Origin of the sequence: Streptomyces sp. NPDC048057 (assembly GCF_040653095.1) — a bacterium.
Classification (GTDB): domain Bacteria; phylum Actinomycetota; class Actinomycetes; order Streptomycetales; family Streptomycetaceae; genus Streptomyces.
Genome location: NZ_JBEZNF010000029.1, coordinates 25,879 through 48,301 on the forward strand (window position 1 = coordinate 25,879; position 22,423 = coordinate 48,301).

The window sequence follows — 22,423 nt, forward strand, 5'->3', positions numbered from 1 at the left end:
GTCCTCACAGCACCCTCAGGGCGTCTTGGTTGACGGTGGCCATGGGTCCCTCCAGCCGGATCGTGGCGAGCCCGGGACCGCAGGAGATCACGATCGACGTCTCCGTGATCTCGATGAACGGGCCCTGCCCTCCGCTCAGTTGCAGCTTGATGCCGCCCATCGGACCGGGCGTGTCATTGATGACCAGGGCATGACCGGAGGGCGTGGCCAGCACGATCTGCGGGACGCCCGGCAGCGCGGGGCGCGCCACCGGCGGCACGTCACCCGACCCGCGCCGCCTGAAGCCCACGCAGACGGGACGCTCGGGGTCCCCGTCGAGGAACCTCACCCACACCCCGGAGTCCTGCGGCGGCACCACGTACATGCCGCAGTCCGTCCCCGCCAGCGGCGTGAGCGGCGCGGCCCACACCTGCGCCTCGTTGCCGAGCACCTCCGGCACGCGGACCTGGAGCCTGCCGACCCCGGTCGGGTCCACGGCCGAGACCACCACGCCCTCGTACAGGCCGTGCCAACCGTGCACCTGCGTTGCCGTCATGCGGTCACCACCTGGGTGTCGGCGCCGAGCCCGTCGCGGACCAGCGTGAAGTGCTGCCGGAAGGTGTCCCGGGTCAGGTCGTGGGTGACCGCGGCCACCAGATAGCGCCCGTCGTACGCTGCTCCGGCCCCGCGAACGCCCACCAGGGCGTGGGGGGTGAGGACGTGGCCGTAACGCAGCACGTCGACGGTCCCGCGCCCGGTGACGGCGTCGGCGGCGACCTCCCGGCCGAGCCCGGCCAGCAGGGTCCGGTTCAGCGAGCGGCCCGTCTGCCCGGTCAGCGCCCGCTCGCACAGCGCCTGGGCCGGGCTCGCCGCCAGCGGGCGGCGCAGCGCCGTCGGCTCGGGCGCCACCGCCTCGGACGCGGTCGGGGACGGCGGTTCGAAGCGGTACGTGCCGTAGTGGGAGGCGGCGAGTCCGTCGAAGGAGAACGTCAGCTCCGTCACGTTGTCCGCGGCGCCGCACCCGGTCGTCAGAGCCGGCTGGAGCGCCCCCTCACGACGCTGCGGACCCCAGTACGCGGTGCTGACCCCCGGACTGGGCCCCGGCACCAGGTGGAACACGTGCCCGACGTCCGCGGCCATGGCCCGCAGATAGGCGAGGTCGGTCGCCGCCTGTACCGGAACGTCGACCAGCGGATTCGGCTGGTCCGTCAACACCGGCGCCACGGCCTGCGGCGCGATGCCGTACTGCGCGTACGCCGCACAGACCACCGTCGCCCGCAGATGCGGCGCGAGCCCCGGGAACGCCCGTCGCACGTGCCGCAGATCCATCAACAGCGACAGGTCCTCACCGGTGACGACGAGGAACGACGCCCCGGGGGCGCGCGCCGCGTGCACCTCCTGATGCGTGATCACCCCGTCGACGAGCACATGGCACCGACCCAGGAGGACCACGGCGACCACGACCCGCTTCTTCGCGTACAGCGCCCCGCCCGGCGCGACCGCCCGCGTCAGCGGTGCGCCCGCGGCCAGGGAGAACGTCAGCTGGAAGCCGCTCGTCGCCCCGCTGGCCGACGTGATCCGCACCCCGCACAGGGCGTCGAGGAACGCAGCCGGGGCCGGCGCCGGCACCGTGTCGCCGAGGAGCAGCATCAGCTGCGGGCCGTCCGCCATCAGCGCGTCCGATCCCCGCCGGCCGCCGACGCCTCGGCGGGCAGCGCGATCCGCAGCCGCCGGCCGGGCGGCGCCGTCAAGTCGTCCGGCCGCACCGCCCGGTTCGCGTCCGCGATCCGCCACGACTGCTCCGGGTCGCCGTACCGCCGGGCCGCGATGTGGTCGAGCCGTTCGCCGGCCTTGACCACGTGCTCGCCGACGCCCGTCAGCTCGTCGGACTGGGGCAGGAAGCGACGGCGCAGATACGTGACGGTCCGCCCGTCCGCGAGGGTGCGGGTCGCCGTGGGGACCGCGTGGTACCTGCTGCTGGGCTCGAACAAACCGACCTCCTCCGGCTGGTGGTGCGTGCGCGGTACGCGGGCGGCTCAGCCGCCCGTGTAGCCGATGGTTCCCGGGCCGTACGTGACCGTGGCCGCAAGGCGCTCCCGGTCCTGCTGGTACTGCAGGTACAGACCGCCCGCCTTGTGGCCGAACCCGACGTCGTCGACGGTGAGGACCCGCACCGTCAGCGCCACCCGGGCCCGGACGGGGTTCAGCTCCCCGTCGTACGCCTCCTCCGTCACGTCCATGTCCTGTATCCGCACCGGCAGGACCCGGTGCTGCCCGAGCACCAGCACGGACAGCGGGGCCTGCACGGGCGCGATCTCCAAGATCCCCTGGCCGGCCAGGTCGTTCTGCCGCGTCAGCTGCGCACTCGTGGGGGTGACCGCGCTCTCCAGCGCGGCGAGGGTCGCGAACAGCCCCGACCCCGCGGGCGGCGCGGGCACGGCCTTCGAGGCCAACTGGTCCACGGCGTCGAACTCCACCTCGATCCGGAACGTCTCCCGCGCCGGCCCCTGCAACCTGAGGGCCTCCAACCGGTCGCCGCCGCCGCTGCCGCGCGGCTGGACGGCGCGGGTGATGCCGTCGGGGTTGTACTGGAACGGCATGACGCGCAGGACCCGGCCCTGCTCGGGGTCGAGGAAGACGAAGCCGCCGCGGCGGGGAACGGGACTGGTCATGGCGCCGGCGTCCCTGCCCGCGCCGGTTCCGCGCCGGGGGACTGCGGCGGCCCGGCCCGTAGCGCCTCGTGGACGGCGCGCGCGATCCGGCGCGCGTGCGCGGCGACGGCGGGGTCCACCGGTACGGCCCGGTCGACGGCGGGACAGTCGCCGAGCAGCACGGCGAGTTCGGCCTCGACGGCGGCGCGCAGCCCGGCGCGCGCGGGCGCATCGGCGGCCTCCCACACCAGCCGGCGGATGCGCAGTTCGACCCGTGGTCCCGTGGTCATGTGATCACCACCGCAGCGTCGGGGTCGAACCGACCCGCCTCCGCGTCGATCGACGGGCTGTCCACCCCGTCGACGCGCAACCGCAGGAGGTAGCGCCCCGGCGCACCCGCGGGCAGCCGGAACCGCAGCCTGCGCGTCACCCGCGCGAAGGGCTCCGCGGGCACGGGCCGGTCCGCCACGAGCAGTTCGACCCGCTGCCCCGGGTGCACGGCGGGCACGCACTCCACGTCCAACACCGCCACCCCGCTCTTGTTCCGCGCGGCGGTCATCGGCAGGGCACTGGTGATGCGCGGGGCGATGAGGAAGCGGCCGGGCGCGGTGGTCCGTTCACCGCCGTCGGGCATGGCGAGGACGACGACCGCCGACCACTGCCCCGCACCGAGTTCCTCGTCGAGGGCGGCCCGCAGCGAGGTCGCCGCGCCCGGCGCCGACACCGCGGTCACCGGCAGCACGACGGGACCGCCGAGCAAGGGGTGCGTCAGCCGCAGGCTCGGCGTCCCCGCGTCGAACCCGCTGCCGCCGACCACGATGTCGGAACCGGGCGCGGCGACCGACGGCGACACGGCGTCCAGCACCGGCCAGCCCGCCGGGGTGGGCAGCGCCACGGGCCCGGTGTCGGCCGCTCCGCGCCGCAGCACCGGCAGGGGCGCACGCCCGGGCGCGACCGCGTCGATCAGCACCACGCGCGCCTCGTACCCGACGGACAGCCGGTAACCGCCGAGGGCCGACCACAGCCGGCACCACTCGTCGGCCGTCGTCATCGACGGGGTCACCTTCACCGGCTCCTGCTGGAGGTGCAGATCGCTGAAGCCGGCGGCGCCCTGGATGTCGTCGGAGCGCAGCTCCGGCCGCTCGTGCAGCGCCGCCATCGCGGCACCGAGCAGTCGTTCGGCGACGGTGGAGTCCTCCCCGGGCGGAGCGTGCGCGGTGAACAGGTAGTGCAGCACGAGCGGCAGCGCGGGGTGCCGGCTCTCGCCCGGGCGCGCACCGTCGGGATCGGCGTTCCGCCAGACGGGGTCGATGGCCGTCCGGTGGAGGAAGAGGTTGAGCACGCCCTTCTTGGCCTGCGCGGCAGTGGGAGTGACGTACTCGGGATGACGCACCATCACCTTGGCGCCGGGCGCGACCTTCTGCACGGCGGCGTCCAGCACGACCCGCAGGGTCTCGGTCACGGCGGCCAGCGCCAGGGCGTCACTCACGCCCGCCTCCTGGTCCGGAGGTACTCCTCCAGGTCCAACAGGGGTTCAGGGTGCGTGGCGGGCTCCTCGTCGACGGCCCGGGACGGAGCGGTGCGGACGACCAGGTGGTCGATGGTGACGCGGACGACGGGCGCGGGTGGCGGGGTCTCGGCGGTACGGCTGGCGACGCGGTTGCGGGGCGTCGCAGCGGTGGCGCCGGGCGAGGGTGCGTGGGCTGCCGACGGCTTGGACGACCGCTTCGACGACGGCGTCGGAGGCGAAGCCGGAAGCGGCGACGGCGCGTGCCCGGGCGCCGATGCGGGCGCGGGCGGCAGGTCGGAGGACCGTCCACCGTGCGCTGCCGTACGTACGGGCGATGCGGGCCGTGAGGCGTCGGTGGCCGCGGCGTCGGCGTGCGGAAGACCGACGGGTGCCGGAGCAGGAGCCGTAGCAGCCCCCCGGGCCGGGCCGACCCGGTCTCGGACCGGGGCGCCTGGGCCGGGCCTTTGGGCTTCGCGCACTCCGTCGTCCAACGCCGGTGCGCATCGTCGATCTGACCGGAAGTTCCCCTGCCACTCCTGCGGCATCGGGTCGGTGGCGCGCTCCCGAACGTCGGCGGGACGCTGTGCGCCGTCCTGACCCCGTACGGATGGCGCATCGGCCGCGGGCTCATCGCCGGAGGCCGTCGAGCCCGAGCCGACCGACGGCACGGCGCTGCGTGCCTCGTGCCTCAACTGTGGCCCGCCCTCATTGCCCTGGCGATGGTCGCCGGTTGCGCGACCGCGCCGACCGACGAGGTGACCTGCCGCAGCGGACTGCCGTTCCTGAGTGTCGGGCGTGCCGGCTACGGACGGCGTCTCAGCACGTCCGTCACGGCCCTTGGCGGTGTGGACTACGGCCTGCGGGGCGCCCTCGGCGGTGGGCTGCGGTGTCGCTTCGGGCCGGTGCCTCGTCCCAGGCGGCCGTCCGTCCGTGCGTCCGCTCTCCCGAACGCCCCCACCAGGCGCTTCGGGCACGTCCGCTGCGTACGGTGCCTGGGAGCGCTCGCCCTGGCGATCGGTCGTGTGGGCTGCGGCTTGCGAGGTGTCCTCGGCGGTGGGCTGTGGTGTCGCTTCGGGTCGGGGGCTTGCTCCGGGGGGCTTTCCGTCCGTGCGTCCGCTCATTCGATCGGCCGATCCGGCGCCCCTGTGACGACTCTGCCCACGTGCCTTCTCGCCGCGGACGGCATGCGGAGGTCCGGGGGCGACGGCGTACGCGATGTCAACAGTGTGAGCGGCTTCAGCAACGTCGGCGGAGGCGGCTCCGAAGACCTCGGCGGCTTCGATCCCGTCTGCTTCTGCGTCGCCCGTGAACGCTGCTGCGGTGTCGACCCGCCGTGTCTGCTGGGGCCCGGTGGGACGCTTGGCGTCGTCGCTGCCCGCTGCGTAGGGACGTACGCCACTGTCGTTCCTCCCCGCAGGGGGACGCGGGCTTCTCCTGGCGCTCCCGCGGTGAGGCCGTCCGTGACTGCCGGCATCTTCGCCGACCGACCGCAGGACCTCGTCCTCGACGGCCCCGCGAGCCGCCGCAGCGACGGATTCCGCAACCACCGCCCCGGCCCGTTCCCCGACGACGACCGCGCCCGTTCCGTCGACCGGAGCCACCTCGTACGACATCTGCCCGGCCTCGACGGCGACTCCGTCCGCCCGGCGTACGGCGGGCGGCCCGGACCGAAGCACCGGTGCCCGCACCGCCGCCTGCTCGGCCTCCTCGATCTCGGGTTCGTACGCCAACGGCCCCTGGTCGCCTCCCGGCAGACGCGGGGCCATCGGGTCGAACACGTTCGGCGCGAGCGGCCTCAACCTCGGCCCCGGTGCCTTGAGGAGTCGGTCGACGAAGTCGTTCATCCGGTGCTCGCCTCCAGATAGAACCGCCGCCGCGTGGGGCTGATCGCGAGCACGTCGGCCTCCGTCCAGCCGAAGGCCCGGGCAAGGGCGTGCACTTCGTGCAGGAGGCGGTGCGCGTACCCGCAGACGTCGGTCCACACGTGCTCGGCGAGGTCCAACGCGGCCTCCCAACGGTGCTCGCACTGCGGGCAGTCCAGGGTGAGGACGGAATCGGCCCCCGGGTCGAGGTCGGCGAGGTGCCGGGCGACGTCCTCCAGGACCTCGTCGGGCAGCCGGTCGGTGGGCGGATCCACGCTCAGGACGCTGCGCCGCAGCAGCGCCTGGCGGGCACGGGGCGCCGCGGAGTCGACGGCGCGGACGTCGCGGCCGGTCAGCGCGCGGTACGTGACCGTCCTGCCGTACGACACCACGGTGGCCGTGGCGCCCGCGGCGGTCCCGCCCCCGGCGGGCAGCAGCTCGTCCGACGCCACGGTGACATCGAGGCTCTCGCCGCACTCGGGGCAGTCCGCCGTGCACGGCAGCGCATCGCCGAAGGCGTCTCGACGCAGCCCCAGCAGCAGGGAGTTGAGCGCGCTCAGCGGCAGGTCGGGGACGCTCCGCGGGCTCGGCGCCACCATCGAGGCGAGGAGGAGCGAGCGCGCGGCCGACGGCCCGGCGAGCCCGCTCTCCCACACGTCGAGGACGTTCGACTCCGTCAGCTGCCGCGGCACGCCGCTCACCCCGCGGTGTCGGTGAACTGCGGCTCCTGCGGCACGTTGGTGTGCTCCCGCACCCAGCCGTGGTGCTCCACCTTGATGTGCTCGAACGCCACGGCGTTGGTCCCGGCGTCGAGTTCGGGCAGGCCCTGGTACTCGGACACCCAGCACTCGTGCACCGAGTACGACAGCACCTGCTGCCCGCCCTCGTCGAAGACGTCGATGATGAGGTCGCGGCGGAAGTCCTTCAGCGACGTCTCCAGCCCGCCCGACGAGTTCTTGAGGCTCCAGACCCGGTTGGCCCACTCCTCGAAGGCGGTGTCGACGGTGCAGCCGCGCTCCAGGGTGATGGCCTCGTACTCGGTGCGCCCGGGCAGCTTGCGGCTGGTTCCCGGGTCGCCCCCGTCGCGGTGCCGGATGACCTCGGTGGTGCGCTTGAGTCCGCTGACCTTGCTGATTCCCGCGATGTAGTCGGTCTGTCCGCTGAACTTCACCCGGAACCGGAAGTTCTTGAACGGATCCCGACGCGTGACTTCGGGCATCGGTCGTCCTCCTGGACCTGATCTGGCGCTCGACCTAGACCTGGATCTGGCCGGCGAGCTGCTGGATGTGCACGATCACGAACTCGGCCGGCTTGAGCGGGGCGAAGCCCACCTGGATGTTGACGATGCCGCGGTCGATGTCGTTCTGCGGGTTGGTGTCCTTGTCGCACTTCACGAGGTAGGCGTCCTGGGGCGTTCGGCCCTGGAAGGCACCCGCTCGGAAGAGGGAGTTCATGAAGGCCCCGACGTTCAGCCGGATCGAGGCCCACAGGGGCTCGTCGTTCGGCTCGAACACCACCCACTGGGTGCCCCGGAACAGGCTCTCCTCGATGAAGAGCGCCAGCCGTCGCACGGGTAGGTACTTCCACTCGCTGGCGAGCCGGTCGGCCCCGTTCAACGTGCGGGCTCCCCAGGCCACCGGGCCCGCGGCGGGCAGCCGCCGCAGACAGTTGACGCCGACCGGGTTCAGCCTGCCGATCTCCAGGTCGGTCAGCGGCACCTCCAGCTCGCTGACCCCGCTGAGCGAGGCGTCCGTGCCGGCCGGCGCCTTCCACACCCCGCGCTGGACGTCGGTGCGGGCGAGCACACCGGCCATCACCCCGCAGGGCGGGAAGGGCCTGAGGGCACCGTCGAGCAGGGGGTCGGGCGAGAGGAGCCGCGGGTAGTACACAGCGGCGTTCTTGCCGGGGTCACCCAGTTCCAGCTCCGACACGTTGTCCAGGACGGTGCCGAGGACGGCCGCGTTGGAATCGCCGCCCGCCGGTCCACCGGTCCACGACCGGGGCGGGTCGACCAGCAGAATGGACCGCCGATCCACGCAGAGCTTCAGGGCCGCGCTCCGCAGATCGGCAATTCCGTCCGACGGCAGTGACTCGCCGAGCCAGTCGCTGTCGGGCAGGCACAGGATGTTGAAGATGTCGGTCTTCAGCAGCTGGTACAGGCCGGTCTTCGCCGCCGGGTCGCCCCTGTACAGGGCCAGATCCGTCGGCCGTTCGTCCGTGGCGCCCTGATCGCTGTCAGAACCGGGAGGGGCGTAGGAGAAGGGCGGCTGCGGTTCCTTCGGGTCCGTCGGCTCGTACGTGTAGGGGTCCTCGCCCTCTTTCGGGTCCTGGCTCGGCTTCGGCACCTTGGTGAGCGGAGAGTCCGGCACGGCACGTACGAGCTGCGAGGACCGCAGCAACTGTTCGAGGCTGCGGGGGCTGCCGGGTTCCACGCTGACGTTGAGGTACCGCTCCGTCGCGCCGGTGCCCGTGTCGTGGACCGTCAGGTTGAACAGCTTGCGGTCCGAGTCCTTCGTTTCCCTCGGCTCCGATGTGTCGTAGTCGACGCGGGCACGCAGGTTGAGTGCCCACTGTCCCGGCGAGGCGGCGAGCAGGGCAGGGCCCGAAGCGGCAGTGGGCCCTGACGAAACGGAGGCCGTCGACTTCTTGGCCGCACCGCTGCCCTGCGCGGGCTGCGTCTTCTTCTTCGCCTCCCCGGCGGCGTCCGGCGCGCCGGCGTCGCCACCCGCGTCGCCGCCCTCCTCGCCCGGCGTGGTGGCGGGCGAGGGAGAAGGCTGGGGGGCTGTCTTTGTGGCCGCGGCGTCACTCGCACTGAGGGGCAGGCGAACGGTGTCCTTGTGGTCCTTGTCCTCCCTGACCACCCGGACGATCTCGGCCTCGCTGCCACCGTTCAGATAGAACTGGTAAACCGCGTAGCTCATCGGACAGTTGCGCTGGAGGCCGCCGAAGATCGCCGAGTAGTCGGCCCAGCCGGTGATGTGCACCGGCCCGTCGACCGGTCCGCGGGGCGCGTAGCCGACGAACGCGGCCACAGAGGTGGGAACACCCGTGATCGTCCTGACGGGGCTCTTGACCTCGTCGATATAGACGCCCGGGTAGGTGACGTTTACCGGCATGCCGGTTCCTTCCGACGCTGCACACGATCGCGATCACGGTAAGCGGATGCCGTCGGATCCGGCACTCGGGGCGCAAGGCGGGTGCGTCGTTGGGATGACCGGTTCACCCGAGGGCAGGGCAGGCAGGTCGTCCTCGACCGTCCGGGCTCGGCCGGCGGGGGCATTCGAGCGGCCTGAGCGCGGCGTCACGAGTCCCCGACCCGGGGGCAGCGGAAGAAGAGTTCGGGATCGCCGTCGTCCAGCCCGTGCAGCAGCCCGACGGCCTGCCAGCCCGCGCGGTGCAGCAAGCACTGCATCGGGAGGTTCGAGACGTTCGTGGACGTGAACAGCTTCGGCGTCGTACAGGCCGCCGCCACGGCGTCCAGCAACTGCGCCCCGACCCCTCGCCGACGGGCGCCGGGCGCGACCATCAGCATGGGCACGAAGCCGTGGTCGAAGAAGGTGTACTCCAGCACGCCGTAGCCCAGGGCCCCGGACGCGTCCTCCGCCACGACGACGGCACCCTGCTCGCACCATCGCCTGATGTGCGCACTTCGCGCCGCGTCACCCGCGGCGGCGATCGGGTCGATGCCGGCGAGCGCCACCCAGTCGGAGGCGGTTGCGGTACGCACCAGGAACCTGTTGGTGTTCTGGATGTCCATGGCAACATCGTGGCAGCACCCGGGCGCCGGTCGGCCGGCTGCTGCCGGTCACCTTGCCGCGGAGCCCTGGAGGCGCCTGATGGACACGGGCAACGAGCCCAGGCTGATCCTGCTGTGCGGGCTCCCCGGTTCCGGGAAGACGACGCTGGCCAAGCGTCTGGCGCGCGAGGTCCCGGCGGTGCGCCTGTGCCCGGACGAATGGCTGGCGGACCTCGGTGTCGACCTGTTCGACGAGCCCGTGCGCGACCGGCTGGAGGGACGGCTGTGGGAGCACGCCCAGGACCTGCTGGAACTCGGCCAGACCGTGATCCTGGAGTACGGCTTCTGGGGGCGCGCCGAACGGGACGAGAAGCGCGCGGCGGCCCACGCGCGCGGCGTCCTGGTCGAACTGCACTACCTCGCCGTGCCCTTCGACGAGCTGTGCCGCCGCCTCGAAGCCCGCAGCAAGGAGGGCGGTGTGGGAACCGCCCCCGTCAGCCGTGCACTGCTCAAGGAGTACGTGCAGCTCTTCCAGGCGCCCGACGACGTCGAACTCGGCCTCTTCGACCCTCCGCCGCCGGAGCGACACGGCTGACCGGCCCCGCGCGGCGCAGCCCGGCAGCGGGCGTGGGGCCCGGCGCCGGGCCCCACGCCCCGGCGCTCAGCAGCAGGTGCCGCCCCCGGAGGCGGCCGTCTCCGTCCGGCAGAAGCACGACGCCTCGATCGGCACGTCCGCCACGGCCGTCGCCAGCTTCAGCTGCTGCGCGACGATGCGCGCCTCCTCGGTACGCCCGAGCCGTACCAGGCACTCGTGGAATCCATGCAGGGACCACACGTTGCCCGGGTGCTGACGGGCCCGCGGCAGGGTGTCGTCGAGGCCCAGGTCCGCGCGGTACACGGCCGCTGCCTCCGCGACCCGCCCCTGCTCCAGCAGCAGCGCCCCGTACGCGTGCCGCGTCGGCTGCATCCAGCCCCAGGGCTCGTCGTACGGCAGGTTGTCGTCCAGCTCGATCGACCGCTCCAGCGAGGCGAACGCGGCGTCGAAGTCGCCCTTGCGGTACTCCAGCTCGCCGTCGAGCATGGCGGCGGCGATGGCGAGGATGTCGCGGCAGGTGTTGTTGAAGAGCATGCGCGTCTCCTGGACCCGGCCCACCGCCTCCCGGAACCGTTCGCGCTCCGCCTCCGCCTCGGCGACCCGCCCGGTCGCGGAGAGGGCGACGCCCCGCGCGTAGTGCCGCATCGCCGTGGTCGTGCTGTACAGCTCCCGGTCCTTCGGCAGCGGCAGCTCAAGGATGTCGGCCCAGCGCCCGAAGCGGATCAGCACGTGCACCCGCATGGCCAGGAACGACTCCAGCCAGTCGGCCATGGGCGGGCTCTCCACCCGCAGCAGCTCCTGCGGAACCGACGCCTCCAACTGCCCGGCCGCCTCCAGCGCCACCGCGCACTGCCCGAGGAACATCGCACCGTAGATCTTGAAGTGGATGTTGTGGCAGCGGTACAGGGTGTAGAAGTTCATCGCACCAAAGCGGGCGACGGCCTTTGCGTCGACGGCGATCGCGGCGTCGTTGTCGGACACCACCCGCCGGTAGTCCCCGCAGAGCACCTCCAGGTGCGAGGGCATGTGGGCGAGGTGCCCGGCGTCGGGCACCAGTCCGCGCAGCCGGTCCGCGACGGGCAGCGCGCTCTCCGGCCGCGGGGACATCTCCATCAGGTGGATGTACAGGTGCAGCACGCCGGGATGCCTGCGCCCCTCGGCCGTGGCGAGCGCCCGGTCGAGCACCGCCTTCGCCGCCACCGTACGGGCCCCCTCGGCGGGCTCGCCGGTGCGCAGGTCCCACAGCTGCCAGGGCGTGAGGTTCATCAGCGCGTCCGCGTACAGGGTCGCCACGTCGAGGTCGTCGGGGTCGCTCTCGTGGGCCGCCCGCATGCTCTCGGCGTACGGCTCGTTCCACACCGAACAGTCCTCGACGGGGTCCGCCTGCGGATAGCGGGCGCGCAGCGCCTCGATCAGCGCCCGCTCGACGGCCGTGGCCGCGGGGGCCTTCTCGTGCGCCCGCTCGACCGCGGCGTGGGTGCGCTCGACGGTACGGGTGAGGTCCCGCGCGTCGAAGGACTCCCAGGGCTTGTTGTAGTTGGGGCCGAGCGCATAGGCCAGGCCCCAGTACGCCATGGCGCAGTCGGGGTCGGCCGCCGCGGCCCGCTCGAAGCAGCGGGCGGCCTCCTCGTGGTGGAAGGAGTACGTCCACACGAGGCCGCGGTCGAACCAGAGCTGGGCCTCGGGGGAGGAGGTGGTCACCGGGCGGGTGTGGCTGCCGAGGTCGAAGTAGGGGTCGGTGGCTGCCTCGTCGCCTGCCTGATCGTCCATGCGTACCTCCGAGGGTCGTGCGCCGTGCCTACGCCCGGTCGGACGTCGGCGGTGTGGTGGCCGCCGGTTTGATGCGGTGGCGTCCGATGGGAAGTATGAGGGGCCGGCCCGAGACCGGGTCCTCGATGACCCGGCTGTCCAGGCCGAACACGGCACGCACGTTCTCCCGGGTGAGGACCTCGTGTGGGGTGCCGCTGGCGTGCGGGCGCCCGGGCGTGAGCGCGATGAGGTGGTCGGCGTACCGCGCGGCGAGGTTGAGGTCGTGCAGGACCATCACGATCGTGGTGCCCCTGGTCTGGTTCAGGTCGGTGAGCAGGTCGAGTACGTCGATCTGGTGGTTGGCGTCGAGGAAGGTGGTCGGCTCGTCGAGGAGGAGGACGTCGGTCTGCTGGGCCAGCGCCATGGCGATCCAGACGCGTTGGCGCTGACCGCCGGAGAGTTCGTCGACGTCGCGGTCCGCCAGGTCGAGGGTGCCGGTGGCGGACAGGGCCGCTGCGACGGCCGCGTCGTCGTCGCTGTTCCAGCGGGAGAACATCCGCATGTGCGGGTGGCGTCCGCGGCTGACGAGGTCCGTCACGGTGATGCCGTCCGGCGCGATCGGGGTCTGGGGCAGCAGCCCCAGCGTGCGGGCGAGTTCCTTCGCGGGGGTGCGGTGCACCTCCCTGCCGTCCAGGACGACGCGGCCCGCGCGCGGTGCGAGGAGCCGGGACATGGCCCGCAGGAGCGTCGACTTGCCGCAGGCGTTGGCGCCGACGATCGCGGTCATGCGACCGGGCGGGACGACGAGGTCGAGGGAGTCGATGACGGTGCGGTCGCCGTAGCCGAGGGTGAGTCCTTCGGCGGCCAGGGAGTGGGATGTGGTCACAGGGAGCTTCCCGCCCGGTTGGTGCGGATGATGAGGTACACGAGGTAGGGCGCGCCGAGCACGCCCGTGACGACGCCGACCGGCAGCCGGGTGCCGAAGGCGTACTGGCCGGTCAGATCGGCGACCAGGACGAGCAGGGCGCCGACGAGTCCGGCGGGTATCAGCAGCGAACCGCTGGTCCCCGTGAGCCGTGCCGCGATGGGCCCGGCGAGGAAGGCGACGAACGCGATGGGCCCGGCGGCGGCCGTGGCGAAGGCGATGAGTCCGACCGCGGCGACGATCGCCGTGACGCGGGTGCGCTCCACCCGGGTGCCGAGGGCGGCGGCGGTGTCGTCCCCGAGTTGCAGCGTCGTCAGGTTCCGGGACTGCGACAGCAGTACGGGGCCCAGGAGCGCCAGCGCCGCCGCGGCGGGCGCCGTCTGGTCCCAGGTGGCGCCGTTCAGGCTGCCGGTCAGCCAGCGCATGGCCTCCTGGAGGTCCCACTGCGCGGCCTGCGAGAGCACGTAGGCGACGACGCTGTCGAGCATCGCGGCGATGCCGATGCCGATGAGGATCAGCCGGGTGCCGACGACGCCGTCCTTGAACGCCAGGGCGTAGATCAGCAGCGCCACGGCGAGTGCGGCGACGATCGCGATGACGGACACCTCGGTCGCACCCAGGGAGAGGGTGACGATCGCGACGGCCGCCGCCGCGCTCGCACCCGAGGAGATGCCGATGACGTCGGGGCTGGCCAGCGGGTTGCGGAGCATGGCCTGGAAGGTGATGCCGGCGAGCCCGAAGCTGAAGCCGGCGACCACGGCGAGCACGGCCCGCGGCAGCCGCAGCCGGCCCACGGTGAACGACGCGCCGGGGACCCGCTCGCCGAGGACGACCCGGAGCACGTCGTCCAGCGGGTAGTACGTGTGCCCGACCATCAGGGACGCGGTGAACGTGACCACCACGAGCAGCGCGAGCAGCCCCGTGAGGGCGCGGCGCCGCAGCGCCCGGCGGGCCCGGCCGCGGGCGACGACCGCCGTGGCGGGGGCGGGGGTGCCGGTCTTCACAGGGCGCGCACCTTCTGTCGACGGACGATCCAGACGAAGAACGGCGCGCCGATGAGGGCCGTCACGATGCCCACGTCGATCTCCGCGGGCCGCGCCACCACCCGGCCGACCACGTCCGCCGCGGTGAGCAGCGCCGCGCCCAGGACGGCGGAGAAGGGCAGCAGCCAGCGGTGGTCCACGCCGACGAGGAGACGGCAGGCGTGGGGGACGACCAGTCCGACGAAGCCGATCGGCCCGGTGATCGCGGTGGCGGCGCCGCACAGCACGATCGAGCCGAGTGCCGCCACGCCCCGGACCACGGCGACCCGCTCGCCGAGCCCCGCCGCGAGTTCGTCGCCGAGCGCCAGCGAGTTCAGCGCCTTGCCGGACAGCAGGCAGATCGCGAAGCCGACCGCGAGGAACGGCAGGACGTGGTTGATGCGTTCGAAGGAGGCGCCGCCGAGGCCGCCGACGTGCCAGAGCCGCAGGCTCCCGGCGATGTCGCCGCGGGGCAGGGTGATGGCGGTGACGAGCGAGACGAACGCCGCCGAGGTCGCGGCCCCGGAGAGCGCGAGCTTGAGCGGGGTCGCCCCGCCCCGTCCCAGGCTGGCGATGCCGTACACGAAGACGGCCGACAGCCCCGCTCCCGCCATGGCCACCCATATGTAGCCGATCGGCGACACGAGGCCGAAGAACGCGACGGCGGTGACGAGGGCGAGGGACGCGCCCATGGTGACGCCGAGGATGCCGGGGTCGGCGAGCGGGTTGCGCGTCACCCCCTGCATCACGGCGCCGGCGAGGCCGAGCGCCCCGCCGACGAGCGCTGCGAGCAGCGTCCGGGGGATCCGCTTGCTGGCGGCGGCCTGCTCCAACGTGCCGTCCGCGCCTTGGAGCGCGGCCCACACGTCGGCCCAGGCGACGGCCCGGGAGCCGAAGGCGAGGGAGGCCAGCGCGAGCGCCACCAGGACCAGGAGCGCCGCGGCGAGCCAGAGGACGCGTACGCGGACCGGACGCCGCCGCGGCGTGTTCACCGCGGCGGCGTCCGGTCGACCGTGGACGGAGGTCGTCATGCGACCTTGTCCGCGGCCTTGGCGAGCGCGGCGACGTAGTCCTCCAGCACCCATGAAATGGACAGCGGCGTCGGGTTGGCCGCCGTCGCCAGGGGCGCGCTGCCGGGCAGCAGATAGGTGGAGCCGCGCTGGATGGCGGGGAGCTTCGACACCAGCGGGTCCTCGCGCAGCGCCTTGGCCAGCTTGCCCTCCGCGTCGCCGTAGCCGGTGACGATGTCGACGTCGTTGAACGAGTCGATCTGCTCGGCGCTGCGGGTGAGGGCGAACTTGTCCGTGTCCTTGGACGCGGCGGCAATGCTCCCGGGCGTCTTCAGACCCAGGTCCTCGAAGAAGAGCGTCCGGGTGTCGTGCGCGGTGTAGAAGCCGATCTGACTCACGTCACCGGGGTCCACGTGCGTCATGAACATCGCCGACTTCCCCTTCAGCTGCGGGTACTTGGCGACGGTCTGTCCGATCTGCCCCTCCAGGTCCTTGATCAGGGCCTCGCCCTTGTCGGCCAGCCCGATGGCCTTGCTGTTGGTGCGGATGATCTCCCGCCAGGGCGTCGCCCACGGAGCGTCCGGGTACGCCACGACCGGGGCTATCTCGCTGAGGGTGGCGTAGTCCTGCTTGGTGAGGCCGGAGTACGAGGCGAGGATGACGTCCGGCTTGGTGTCGGCGACGGCCTCGAAGTCGATGCCGTCGGTCTCGTCGAACAGCACCGGCGTCTTCGCGCCGAGTTCGCCGAGCTTCTCCTCGACCCAGGGCAGCACCTTGTCGCCGTCGTCGTCGCCGAAGGTCGCGGCGGCCATCCCGACCGGGACTATGCCGAGCGCCAGCGGCACCTCGTGGTTGGCCCAGTTGACCGCGGCGACGCGCTCGGGCTTCTCGTCGATGGTCGTCGTCCCGAGGGCGTGCTTGATGGTCGTCGGGAACGTGCCCGAAGCCGACGACCCCTTGTCGCCGCCGTTGCCGCCGTCGCCCTCGGACGAGGACGGGCCGCCGCAGGCCGCGACGGCCATGAGAGCGGCGGCTGCGGTGAGCAGCCGCAGACGAAGTGAACGCATGATGGTCGAACCCCCACTGATCCGGATGCCGAAGGTGCTGTTCCTCGCACGCCCGGGGCCCGGGATGCCGTCGTGGAGCGTGTGCACCGCACTGGAACGCAAGCGCTTAGGTAAGGCTTACCTTTGCACTCTAAGAGGGAGGGGATCAGTGTCGCAATCGACCTTTTGAGACAGTGGATATAGCGATCAGGACAGTCGCCCCGTGCTGGAGCGCCACCCGATGCGGGTGCGAGGGCGGTTCAGACGGTCCGGAACGTCCCCGGAGTGAGCCCGGTCGTCCGCCGGAAGGCCACGCCGAAGGCGCTCGCCGACCGGTAGCCCACCTCCTCCGCGACGGCCTCCACCTCCCAGCCCCGGCTGAGGAGGGCCACCGCGTGCTGCGCCCGCACCGCGGCGACCCAGCGCGCGAAGCTGGTGCCGGTCTCCGCGGTGAACGCCCGACTGATCGTCCGGGCGCTCACCCCCAACTCCGCCGCCCAGTCGGCCAGCGTGCGTTGGTCGCCCGGGTCCGCGCCGAGCGCCCGCGCGATCGGGCGCAGCAGCGCCGACGTCGGCCCGTGCACGAGCAGTTCCCGCGGCGACGGCTCCAGCACGTCGAGCACCATCGCCTCCGTGGTCGCCCGCGAGACGGGGGAGAGGCGGGCGTCCCCGAGCCGCTCCAGCAGCAGCCGCAACAGCGGGGTGACCTCGACGGCCACGGGCGTGTCAGACATGGACGGGGCGGCGTGGTACGCGAAGAACGTCGCCCTGAACCACGTCCCGGCGACCGCCGACCCCGAGTGCAGCGTGCCGGCGGGCATCCACAGCCCCAGCGCGGGCGTCACCGTCCACACCCGCGCCCCGACGACGGCCGTGGACGCCCCGCGCTCGTTCCACAGGAGTTCATGGAAGGGGTGGGAGTGCTCGCCCCAGACGGTGTCGTGCGCGACGACCTCGTCGTACGGCTGTATCGCGAACGGCATCACCTCGGCACCGGCGGCAACCACCGGCAACTCGCGCATTTCGCGCGTCGCCTGTCGAGGCAGCCCGTCGACCCCGCGGGAACCCTTCGCGGTCGGGCGCGGAGTGGGACGGAGGCGAGCTGACGGCATGCCCCCACCCTAAGGGCGCCCGATCGGTGGCGGCCGAGCGAGATCGCCGACAACCCCGGAACCGACCACGTGGGCTGCCGTGACCTGGCCGCCGAACGGGACACGTTGAACACCGGGGGAGGCCCCTTCTCGTCGGGCGGCGCGGGCAAGCGCGCCCGCCGGACGGCGGGTTGCGTTACCCGCCCCCCGGCCGACAAAACGATATTTTGCGGCATTTGGGAGTAGCGTCGGGCTGGCGCCCTCACGCCACTCAGGCCGAACCGCCTCTCGGAAAGGGTTCCCATGCGCCCCATCCTCAGCTCCGCCACCCTCGCCGAGCTGCGCCGGCCCCGGACCTATCCGGCGGTGTCGATCGTGATGCCCACGCACCGCCGGGAGCCGGGCAGCGAGCAGGACCCGATCCGGCTGCGCGGCCTGCTGGCCGAGGCGAAGGAGAAGATCGAGGCCGACCCAGCGGTCTCCCGAACCGACCGGATCGACGTACTGGAGCAACTCGACCGCGCCCTGACCGAGGTCGACCTCGTGCACGCCGAGGACGGCCTGGCGATCCTCGCCGCGCCCGGCGAACACCACATCTGGTCGTTCGGGCGCTCCGCCCCGCCCCGGGTCGTCCTCTCCGACACCTTCCTCACCCGCAACCTCGTCGCCGCCCACGCCGCCGAGCGCCCCTACTGGGTGCTGGCGGTCGCCGCCGATCGGGTGGTGCTGTGGGGCGGCGACCAGGCGCGGGTCACCGAAGAGAAGGACCACGGCTTCCCCCTGGTGCGCACCTACGACGAGCCCGACCCCGAACGGCGGGAGCAGATCGGCGACGTGCCGAGCACCTTCCGCGACGAGGAGACCAGGGCGTTCCTGCGGGAGGCCGACGCGGAGGCCGGCAAGGTGCTCGCCGCCGACCCCCGACCGCTGTACGTGGTCGGTGAGGGCGCTGCCCTCGCCCTGCTGGACGCCGCCGGACCGATCACCCGAGCGGCCGCCGCGCAGGTCCCCCACGCCGGCCTCGCCGGTGTCGACCCCGCCACCGTCCACCGCGTGGTCGAGCCCGCTGTCCGGGCCCATGCGGACCAGGAAGTCAGCGACGCGCTGCGCCGGCTCGACGCGGCCCGGGGCCGCCGCGCGTTCACCTCCGGCCTGGACGACGTCCGACAGGCCGCGGAATCGGGCACGATCGACCACCTCGTGGTCGAGGAGAACTTCCGCGCCACCGTCCGCGATGCCGGCGAGCACCTCGTCCCGGCCGAGCCGGGCGACCCCGGGGCGCGCGAGGACATCGTCGACGAAGTGATCGAACGCGCCCTCGACACCGGCGCCCACATCGGCTTCGTCCCCGACGACACCCTCGCCGACGAGGGCCGGATCGCCGCTGTCCTGCGCTATTGAGCGGACCCCGGCGACCTACACGGTGCTGGCGATCCAACCGATCGTCTCGGAGGTGTGTGGCCCGTCGGAGAGCGCTCTGCCGGTGCCGACGAGTTCATTGATGCGGATCTTGAATCCGGTGGTGGTGACGTCGGCGATGCGCAGCCCCGGGGTGTCGGGACCGTTGAACGTCTGGACGAACGGAACGACGATCACCGTCGCGTTGGCCGGGAACGGCGACGGGAACGTGACCTGGGTGAACGTCGAGGTGTCACCACCCGTCACCTCCGTGGGGTTCGGGGAGTTCAGCTGCAGCCTGCCGGTCTGGATCATGCTCATGGTCTTCGCCACCTCTCACTCGGAAGTTGCGCGTCCGCGTCCGGGCCGGTGCCTCTGCCCTCGACGGCGAACTGCGTCCATACGAAGGAACTGGAGGTGAGTTGCCCGTGTTGATTGATGTTTAGTGCAGAAGTCGCTGGTATGGGGCAACTCTTCCTGAACGCCTTGTCAAGCGGAGGCGACGGGTGGGAGATCGTCGACCTCGTGACCGCCGCGACGGTGGGCCGCACCCCGGGGTGTACGGCTGCCAGGCCGGCGTACCACCGCAGTTGCGCCACAGTCGCAACTGCCGGCCGATGTTCACGCTCTGCGACTGCGGCAGAGTGAAGGACATCCACTCCCACCACCGGTGCGGGCGTCGCACGGGGGACTTCACGGGGGAGCCTTCCGAGGGGAGCACGAAGCATGCCCAGTAGGCGGAGCCTTCTCACTGGAGCCGCGGCCGTCGGAGGTGCACTGCTGTGGGGCGGCCCCGCCGCACAGGCGCATCCGCGCGACCGTCCGCAAGCAGCACAGGTGTTGGACATCGTCACCGGCGAAGACGGATTCACCGCGCCTGCACGCGCGTTCGCCGGCCCCGTGCCGTTCCGGCTGAGGACCACCAGCTCGCGCACCGGCCACGTCGGCGTCGTCCGGTTGCGTGCCGGCGCGACGGAGGCGCAGTTCCGGGCCCGACTGCGCCGGGTCTTCACCACCGAAGGACAGGACAACATCCAGGCGGCACACGCCCTGATGGCGACCGCAGAGCTGTACGGCGGGGGCATCACGCACCCCGGCACGGACATTTGCTTCACGGCGCCGCTGCCACCGGGCCGGTATCTCGTCCTCGAATACCTCGACTTCGAAGGCCCACGTGGCCGCGACCCCCAGTCCGGCCAGGAACATCTGCGCTCGCTCACGGTGCACCCCACCAAGACGGAAGCGGCCCGGTCTTCCTGTGCCACCCTCACCGCCGTCGACATCCCCGGCCAGGGACCGCGCTTCCTGCTCGACGGCCACATCACCCCGGGCGGCCCGCTGCGCTACGTCAACCGCATGCAGAACCAGGTCGACGAGGCGATGTTCTGCCCGATCACCGACGACTCGGTGACGGAGAGGGACATCCAAGCCTTCTTCGACGGCACGGGCGGCGCGCCCCCGTTCGACCTGAGCAAGTGGCTGGGCACACCACCGCTGTCCCCCGGACGTGAGGTGCTGCTCACCACGCCGCTGGCCCCCGGCCGGTACGCGGCGATCACCTGGGTCTCCAGCATCCATGACGCCCGCCCGCTCAGCATGCACGGACAGCACCGCATAGTGGTGGTCCGCTGAGGGCAAGCCGTCCCTTGCCGTTGCCGCCGCCGGCTTCGTCGTGCGCGGGCGCCACACCGCTTCCGACGACGCCCCGGTGACAAGTGGCTTGTCGGTGCAGGCGTTTACTCTGCGGCCCATGAAGACGATCTACCAAACATGGCTGGAGACGGCAGCTCTGTTCGAGCGGCGCGGCTTCCCGCAGGAGACCTACGGCACCCTGGAAGAAGAGGAGTACATCCTGCACCCCGGGTCCGCGACACTGCCCGGCTCCCTGTGGTTGGACGACCACCAGTACCGGCATCAGAACCCCTGGATCCAGGCCGGCGGTCGACCCGAGTACGAGGGCATCGACGGCGCCGTCACCGGCTACGTCATCGACGGTGACCTCCACGTCGACGGCAACATCCTCAACCTGGACTACGGCAGTCCGTCCCTGATCGTCCTCGGAAACCTGACCGTCGCCAACCTCGTCCTCACCGGCACCTCACACCTCCTGGTGCAGGGTGACATCGAGGTCGAGACCTTCCTCGGCAACTCCACCGAACAACACGTCGAGGTCCTCGGCGATGTGCGTGCCGCCGTGGCGATCATGTGGGACGAGTTCCTCCCCGAGATCGCCGGACGCCTGCATGGCCGGGTCCTCGTCCCCGACTACGTCGACCTCGGCACCTGCGGTCTGACAGTCGAGGACCCAGCGCCCCATGCGGTCCTGCCCGACCTGCTGGTCCCCGAAGTCCTCCTTACCGCCGACGACGCCTTTGGCGAGGACCTCCACCTCGCCGAGGCGGGCCTGCGCTACGACCAGATGGTCGACCGCATCGTGCAAGGGCTACCCGTCGTACGCGGCGGACGCACGGTCGCACCACTGGAGGAACTGCCAGCACAGGCATAGGAGAGAGCCGACCGGTAGGCCGCGACCAGTTCCCGGGGCGGAGTCACGCCGTCCCGTCGTCCTTCGGTTGCGGCGCCGTGCTGAGCTGTTCGTCCAACTCGTCGTAGACCAGGCCCTCACGGCCGGCGTAGCCCGTGCGGTAGGCCACCCTTGCCACCAGGTGCGCCGCCACTGGTCCGGTCAGCAGTTGGAAGAAGCCCACCAGGCCCAGGGTGCCCAGGTCGATGCCGCTGCGCAGCCGCAGCGCCACCCCCATCAGCACCAGCAGCATTCCAAGTGCCTGGGGGTTGGTCGCGGCATGGCTGCGGGAGAGCACATCGGGCATGAGTACCATCCCGATCGCGCCGAACAGGCTGACTGCGGCTCCCACGAAGAGCAGGACCGCTCCTGCGGTGTCCGCGACCTGGTCCCAATTGCTCATCGTCGCCTCTTCCTGCCGCGCGGCTCGTCCGGTGCACGGTCTCGGACGGCGATGAAGCGGGCGATCCCCACGGATCCGGTGAAGCCGAGGAACGCCAGCACGAGCATCACGGGGAAGTAGAAGGAGTCCCGGCTCAGGGCGGAGCGGACGCCGATCCCCGCGATCATCAGGGCGGCGCAGACGTCGAGGGCCATGGCCCGGTCGAGCATGGACGGCCCGCGCCACACCCGGTAGAGCACCAGCGCCCCGGCGATCAACAGCATCGCGGCGGCGGCCACCAGCAGACCGTGGTCCACGGCCTGGGCGGGGCTCATCGGGAACTCCGGGGCTGAGGCGGCGGTTGGCGTACCCGGGCGATCTCCGCCCGGTCGCCGAAGGCGCGCACGACCAGTTCCTCCATCCGCCACACTCCCTGCCGGGCCCGCTCCGGGGTCGCGGGGTCGTCGGCTTCGAGGACGTGCACGAACAGCGTGGCCTGCGAGCGATGGACCTCGACGACGGAGCTGTCGGGGACGTTGGAGACGGCGATGGCGGTTGCGGTGAGCATCAGATCGCTGCGGCAGCGCAGCGGAACGGCGAGGACGCCCGCGCGGAACGGCCGCCGGTCCACCATCTGGTGGGACACCTTGACCCCGGCCGTGTACATCTCCCACAGCAGTCGGACGGTCAACCGGGCGATGCCCACGGGATGCAACCGCAGCCCGATGTTGACCTGCGGCAGCGGGAACACCAGGCACACGATCACCGCCACCACGACCCCGGTGATCGCATTGGGGAGGCTGAGCGTGCCCCACAACAACATCCACACCACGGTCAACCAGGCGATCAGGGGGAGGTCGAGCACCCGCCGTCGGCGCCCCACCACCGCACAGCTGAAGGGCGGCAGGTTGGGGTCGCGGAATCGTAGCGAGATCACGGGAAC

25 protein-coding genes are annotated in these 22,423 nt (G+C 72.2%); 5 read left to right on the forward strand and 20 right to left on the reverse strand.

Annotated features, from left to right (window positions below):
- Positions 1-4 precede the first annotated feature (4 nt).
- The 6 genes from AB0E05_RS28905 to AB0E05_RS28930 are packed head-to-tail and all read right to left on the reverse strand — an operon-like array spanning position 5 to position 4,119.
- Complete coding sequence (locus AB0E05_RS28905) at positions 5-535, reverse strand: phage baseplate assembly protein V (RefSeq protein ID WP_361968750.1); 531 nt, start codon at positions 533-535, stop codon at positions 5-7.
- Positions 532-1,650 carry a hypothetical protein gene (locus AB0E05_RS28910; protein WP_361968752.1) on the reverse strand — a complete coding sequence of 373 codons (1,119 nt, stop codon included), beginning with the start codon at positions 1,648-1,650 and terminating at the stop codon, positions 532-534. The genes AB0E05_RS28905 and AB0E05_RS28910 overlap by 4 nt, the downstream gene beginning before the upstream one ends.
- Positions 1,650-1,970, reverse strand: a complete 321-nt coding sequence (locus AB0E05_RS28915; RefSeq protein ID WP_361968754.1) for a LysM domain-containing protein — start codon at positions 1,968-1,970, stop codon at positions 1,650-1,652. Before AB0E05_RS28915 ends, AB0E05_RS28910 begins: the two co-directional genes overlap by 1 nt.
- A gap of 45 nt (positions 1,971-2,015) precedes the next feature.
- Positions 2,016-2,651: a hypothetical protein gene (locus tag AB0E05_RS28920; protein WP_361968756.1), complete on the reverse strand. Its 636-nt coding sequence runs from the start codon at positions 2,649-2,651 to the stop codon at positions 2,016-2,018.
- The gene (locus AB0E05_RS28925; protein ID WP_361968758.1) at positions 2,648-2,920 is read right to left on the reverse strand and encodes a hypothetical protein; all 273 of its coding nucleotides are present in this window, start codon (positions 2,918-2,920) and stop codon (positions 2,648-2,650) included. The genes AB0E05_RS28920 and AB0E05_RS28925 overlap by 4 nt, the downstream gene beginning before the upstream one ends.
- Positions 2,917-4,119: a DUF4255 domain-containing protein gene (locus AB0E05_RS28930; RefSeq protein ID WP_361968760.1), complete on the reverse strand. Its 1,203-nt coding sequence runs from the start codon at positions 4,117-4,119 to the stop codon at positions 2,917-2,919. Before AB0E05_RS28930 ends, AB0E05_RS28925 begins: the two co-directional genes overlap by 4 nt.
- A 1,481-nt stretch (positions 4,120-5,600) precedes the next feature.
- Here AB0E05_RS28930 and AB0E05_RS28935 point away from each other — a divergent pair.
- On the forward strand, positions 5,601-6,005 hold the full coding sequence (locus AB0E05_RS28935; protein WP_361968762.1) for a hypothetical protein: 405 nt from the start codon (positions 5,601-5,603) through the stop codon (positions 6,003-6,005).
- Here AB0E05_RS28935 and AB0E05_RS28940 read toward each other — a convergent pair.
- From AB0E05_RS28940 to AB0E05_RS28955, 4 genes are all read right to left on the reverse strand, one after another.
- Complete coding sequence (locus AB0E05_RS28940) at positions 5,981-6,694, reverse strand: hypothetical protein (protein ID WP_361968764.1); 714 nt, start codon at positions 6,692-6,694, stop codon at positions 5,981-5,983. The two genes, AB0E05_RS28935 and AB0E05_RS28940, sit on opposite strands and share 25 nt — an antisense overlap.
- 5 nt (positions 6,695-6,699) lie before the next feature.
- A complete protein-coding gene (locus AB0E05_RS28945) occupies positions 6,700-7,221 on the reverse strand; it encodes a phage tail protein (protein WP_361968766.1) in 522 nt (173 codons plus the stop codon).
- Positions 7,222-7,255: 34 nt separating this feature from the next.
- Positions 7,256-9,118, reverse strand: a complete 1,863-nt coding sequence (locus tag AB0E05_RS28950) for a phage tail sheath C-terminal domain-containing protein (protein WP_361968768.1) — start codon at positions 9,116-9,118, stop codon at positions 7,256-7,258.
- A 185-nt stretch (positions 9,119-9,303) separates the two neighbouring features.
- Positions 9,304-9,759 carry a GNAT family N-acetyltransferase gene (locus tag AB0E05_RS28955; RefSeq protein WP_361968770.1) on the reverse strand — a complete coding sequence of 152 codons (456 nt, stop codon included), beginning with the start codon at positions 9,757-9,759 and terminating at the stop codon, positions 9,304-9,306.
- Between the two features lie 79 nt (positions 9,760-9,838).
- Here AB0E05_RS28955 and AB0E05_RS28960 point away from each other — a divergent pair, with 79 nt between their 5' ends.
- Positions 9,839-10,333: an ATP-binding protein gene (locus tag AB0E05_RS28960; protein WP_361968772.1), complete on the forward strand. Its 495-nt coding sequence runs from the start codon at positions 9,839-9,841 to the stop codon at positions 10,331-10,333.
- Positions 10,334-10,399: 66 nt separating this feature from the next.
- Here AB0E05_RS28960 and AB0E05_RS28965 read toward each other — a convergent pair whose 3' ends face one another.
- The 6 genes from AB0E05_RS28965 to AB0E05_RS28990 form a co-directional block, all read right to left on the reverse strand.
- Positions 10,400-12,103: a hypothetical protein gene (locus tag AB0E05_RS28965; RefSeq protein WP_361968774.1), complete on the reverse strand. Its 1,704-nt coding sequence runs from the start codon at positions 12,101-12,103 to the stop codon at positions 10,400-10,402.
- 28 nt (positions 12,104-12,131) lie between these two features.
- The gene (locus AB0E05_RS28970) at positions 12,132-12,968 is read right to left on the reverse strand and encodes an ABC transporter ATP-binding protein (RefSeq protein WP_361968776.1); all 837 of its coding nucleotides are present in this window, start codon (positions 12,966-12,968) and stop codon (positions 12,132-12,134) included.
- Positions 12,965-14,011, reverse strand: a complete 1,047-nt coding sequence (locus AB0E05_RS28975) for an iron chelate uptake ABC transporter family permease subunit (protein ID WP_361968778.1) — start codon at positions 14,009-14,011, stop codon at positions 12,965-12,967. Before AB0E05_RS28975 ends, AB0E05_RS28970 begins: the two co-directional genes overlap by 4 nt.
- On the reverse strand, positions 14,008-15,060 hold the full coding sequence (locus AB0E05_RS28980) for an iron ABC transporter permease (RefSeq protein ID WP_361968780.1): 1,053 nt from the start codon (positions 15,058-15,060) through the stop codon (positions 14,008-14,010). Before AB0E05_RS28980 ends, AB0E05_RS28975 begins: the two co-directional genes overlap by 4 nt.
- Positions 15,057-16,106: an iron-siderophore ABC transporter substrate-binding protein gene (locus AB0E05_RS28985; protein WP_361968782.1), complete on the reverse strand. Its 1,050-nt coding sequence runs from the start codon at positions 16,104-16,106 to the stop codon at positions 15,057-15,059. Before AB0E05_RS28985 ends, AB0E05_RS28980 begins: the two co-directional genes overlap by 4 nt.
- Positions 16,107-16,345: 239 nt before the next feature.
- Positions 16,346-17,107, reverse strand: coding sequence for an AraC family transcriptional regulator (locus tag AB0E05_RS28990; protein WP_361968883.1), 762 nt, complete (start codon positions 17,105-17,107; stop codon positions 16,346-16,348).
- Between the two features lie 372 nt (positions 17,108-17,479).
- Here AB0E05_RS28990 and AB0E05_RS28995 point away from each other — a divergent pair, with 372 nt between their 5' ends.
- Positions 17,480-18,577, forward strand: coding sequence for a chemotaxis protein (locus AB0E05_RS28995; RefSeq protein ID WP_361968784.1), 1,098 nt, complete (start codon positions 17,480-17,482; stop codon positions 18,575-18,577).
- Between the two features lie 15 nt (positions 18,578-18,592).
- Here the strand turns inward: AB0E05_RS28995 and AB0E05_RS29000 are convergent, their stop codons facing one another.
- Positions 18,593-18,895, reverse strand: a complete 303-nt coding sequence (locus AB0E05_RS29000; protein ID WP_361968786.1) for a hypothetical protein — start codon at positions 18,893-18,895, stop codon at positions 18,593-18,595.
- 405 nt (positions 18,896-19,300) lie between these two features.
- Here AB0E05_RS29000 and AB0E05_RS29005 point away from each other — a divergent pair, with 405 nt between their 5' ends.
- Together AB0E05_RS29005 and AB0E05_RS29010 are read left to right on the forward strand one after the other, a co-directional pair.
- Positions 19,301-20,206 carry a hypothetical protein gene (locus tag AB0E05_RS29005; RefSeq protein ID WP_361968788.1) on the forward strand — a complete coding sequence of 302 codons (906 nt, stop codon included), beginning with the start codon at positions 19,301-19,303 and terminating at the stop codon, positions 20,204-20,206.
- A gap of 118 nt (positions 20,207-20,324) precedes the next feature.
- Complete coding sequence (locus tag AB0E05_RS29010; RefSeq protein ID WP_361968790.1) at positions 20,325-21,080, forward strand: hypothetical protein; 756 nt, start codon at positions 20,325-20,327, stop codon at positions 21,078-21,080.
- Between the two features lie 43 nt (positions 21,081-21,123).
- Here the strand turns inward: AB0E05_RS29010 and mnhG are convergent, their stop codons facing one another.
- The 3 genes from mnhG to AB0E05_RS29025 are packed head-to-tail and all read right to left on the reverse strand — an operon-like array spanning position 21,124 to position 22,417.
- Positions 21,124-21,501 (reverse strand): monovalent cation/H(+) antiporter subunit G, encoded by a 378-nt coding sequence (gene mnhG / locus AB0E05_RS29015; protein WP_361968792.1) that lies wholly within the window; start codon positions 21,499-21,501, stop codon positions 21,124-21,126.
- Positions 21,498-21,815: a monovalent cation/H+ antiporter complex subunit F gene (locus AB0E05_RS29020; protein ID WP_361968794.1), complete on the reverse strand. Its 318-nt coding sequence runs from the start codon at positions 21,813-21,815 to the stop codon at positions 21,498-21,500. Before AB0E05_RS29020 ends, mnhG begins: the two co-directional genes overlap by 4 nt.
- A complete protein-coding gene (locus AB0E05_RS29025; RefSeq protein WP_361968796.1) occupies positions 21,812-22,417 on the reverse strand; it encodes a Na+/H+ antiporter subunit E in 606 nt (201 codons plus the stop codon). The genes AB0E05_RS29020 and AB0E05_RS29025 overlap by 4 nt, the downstream gene beginning before the upstream one ends.
- Between the last annotated feature and the right edge of the window lie 6 nt (positions 22,418-22,423).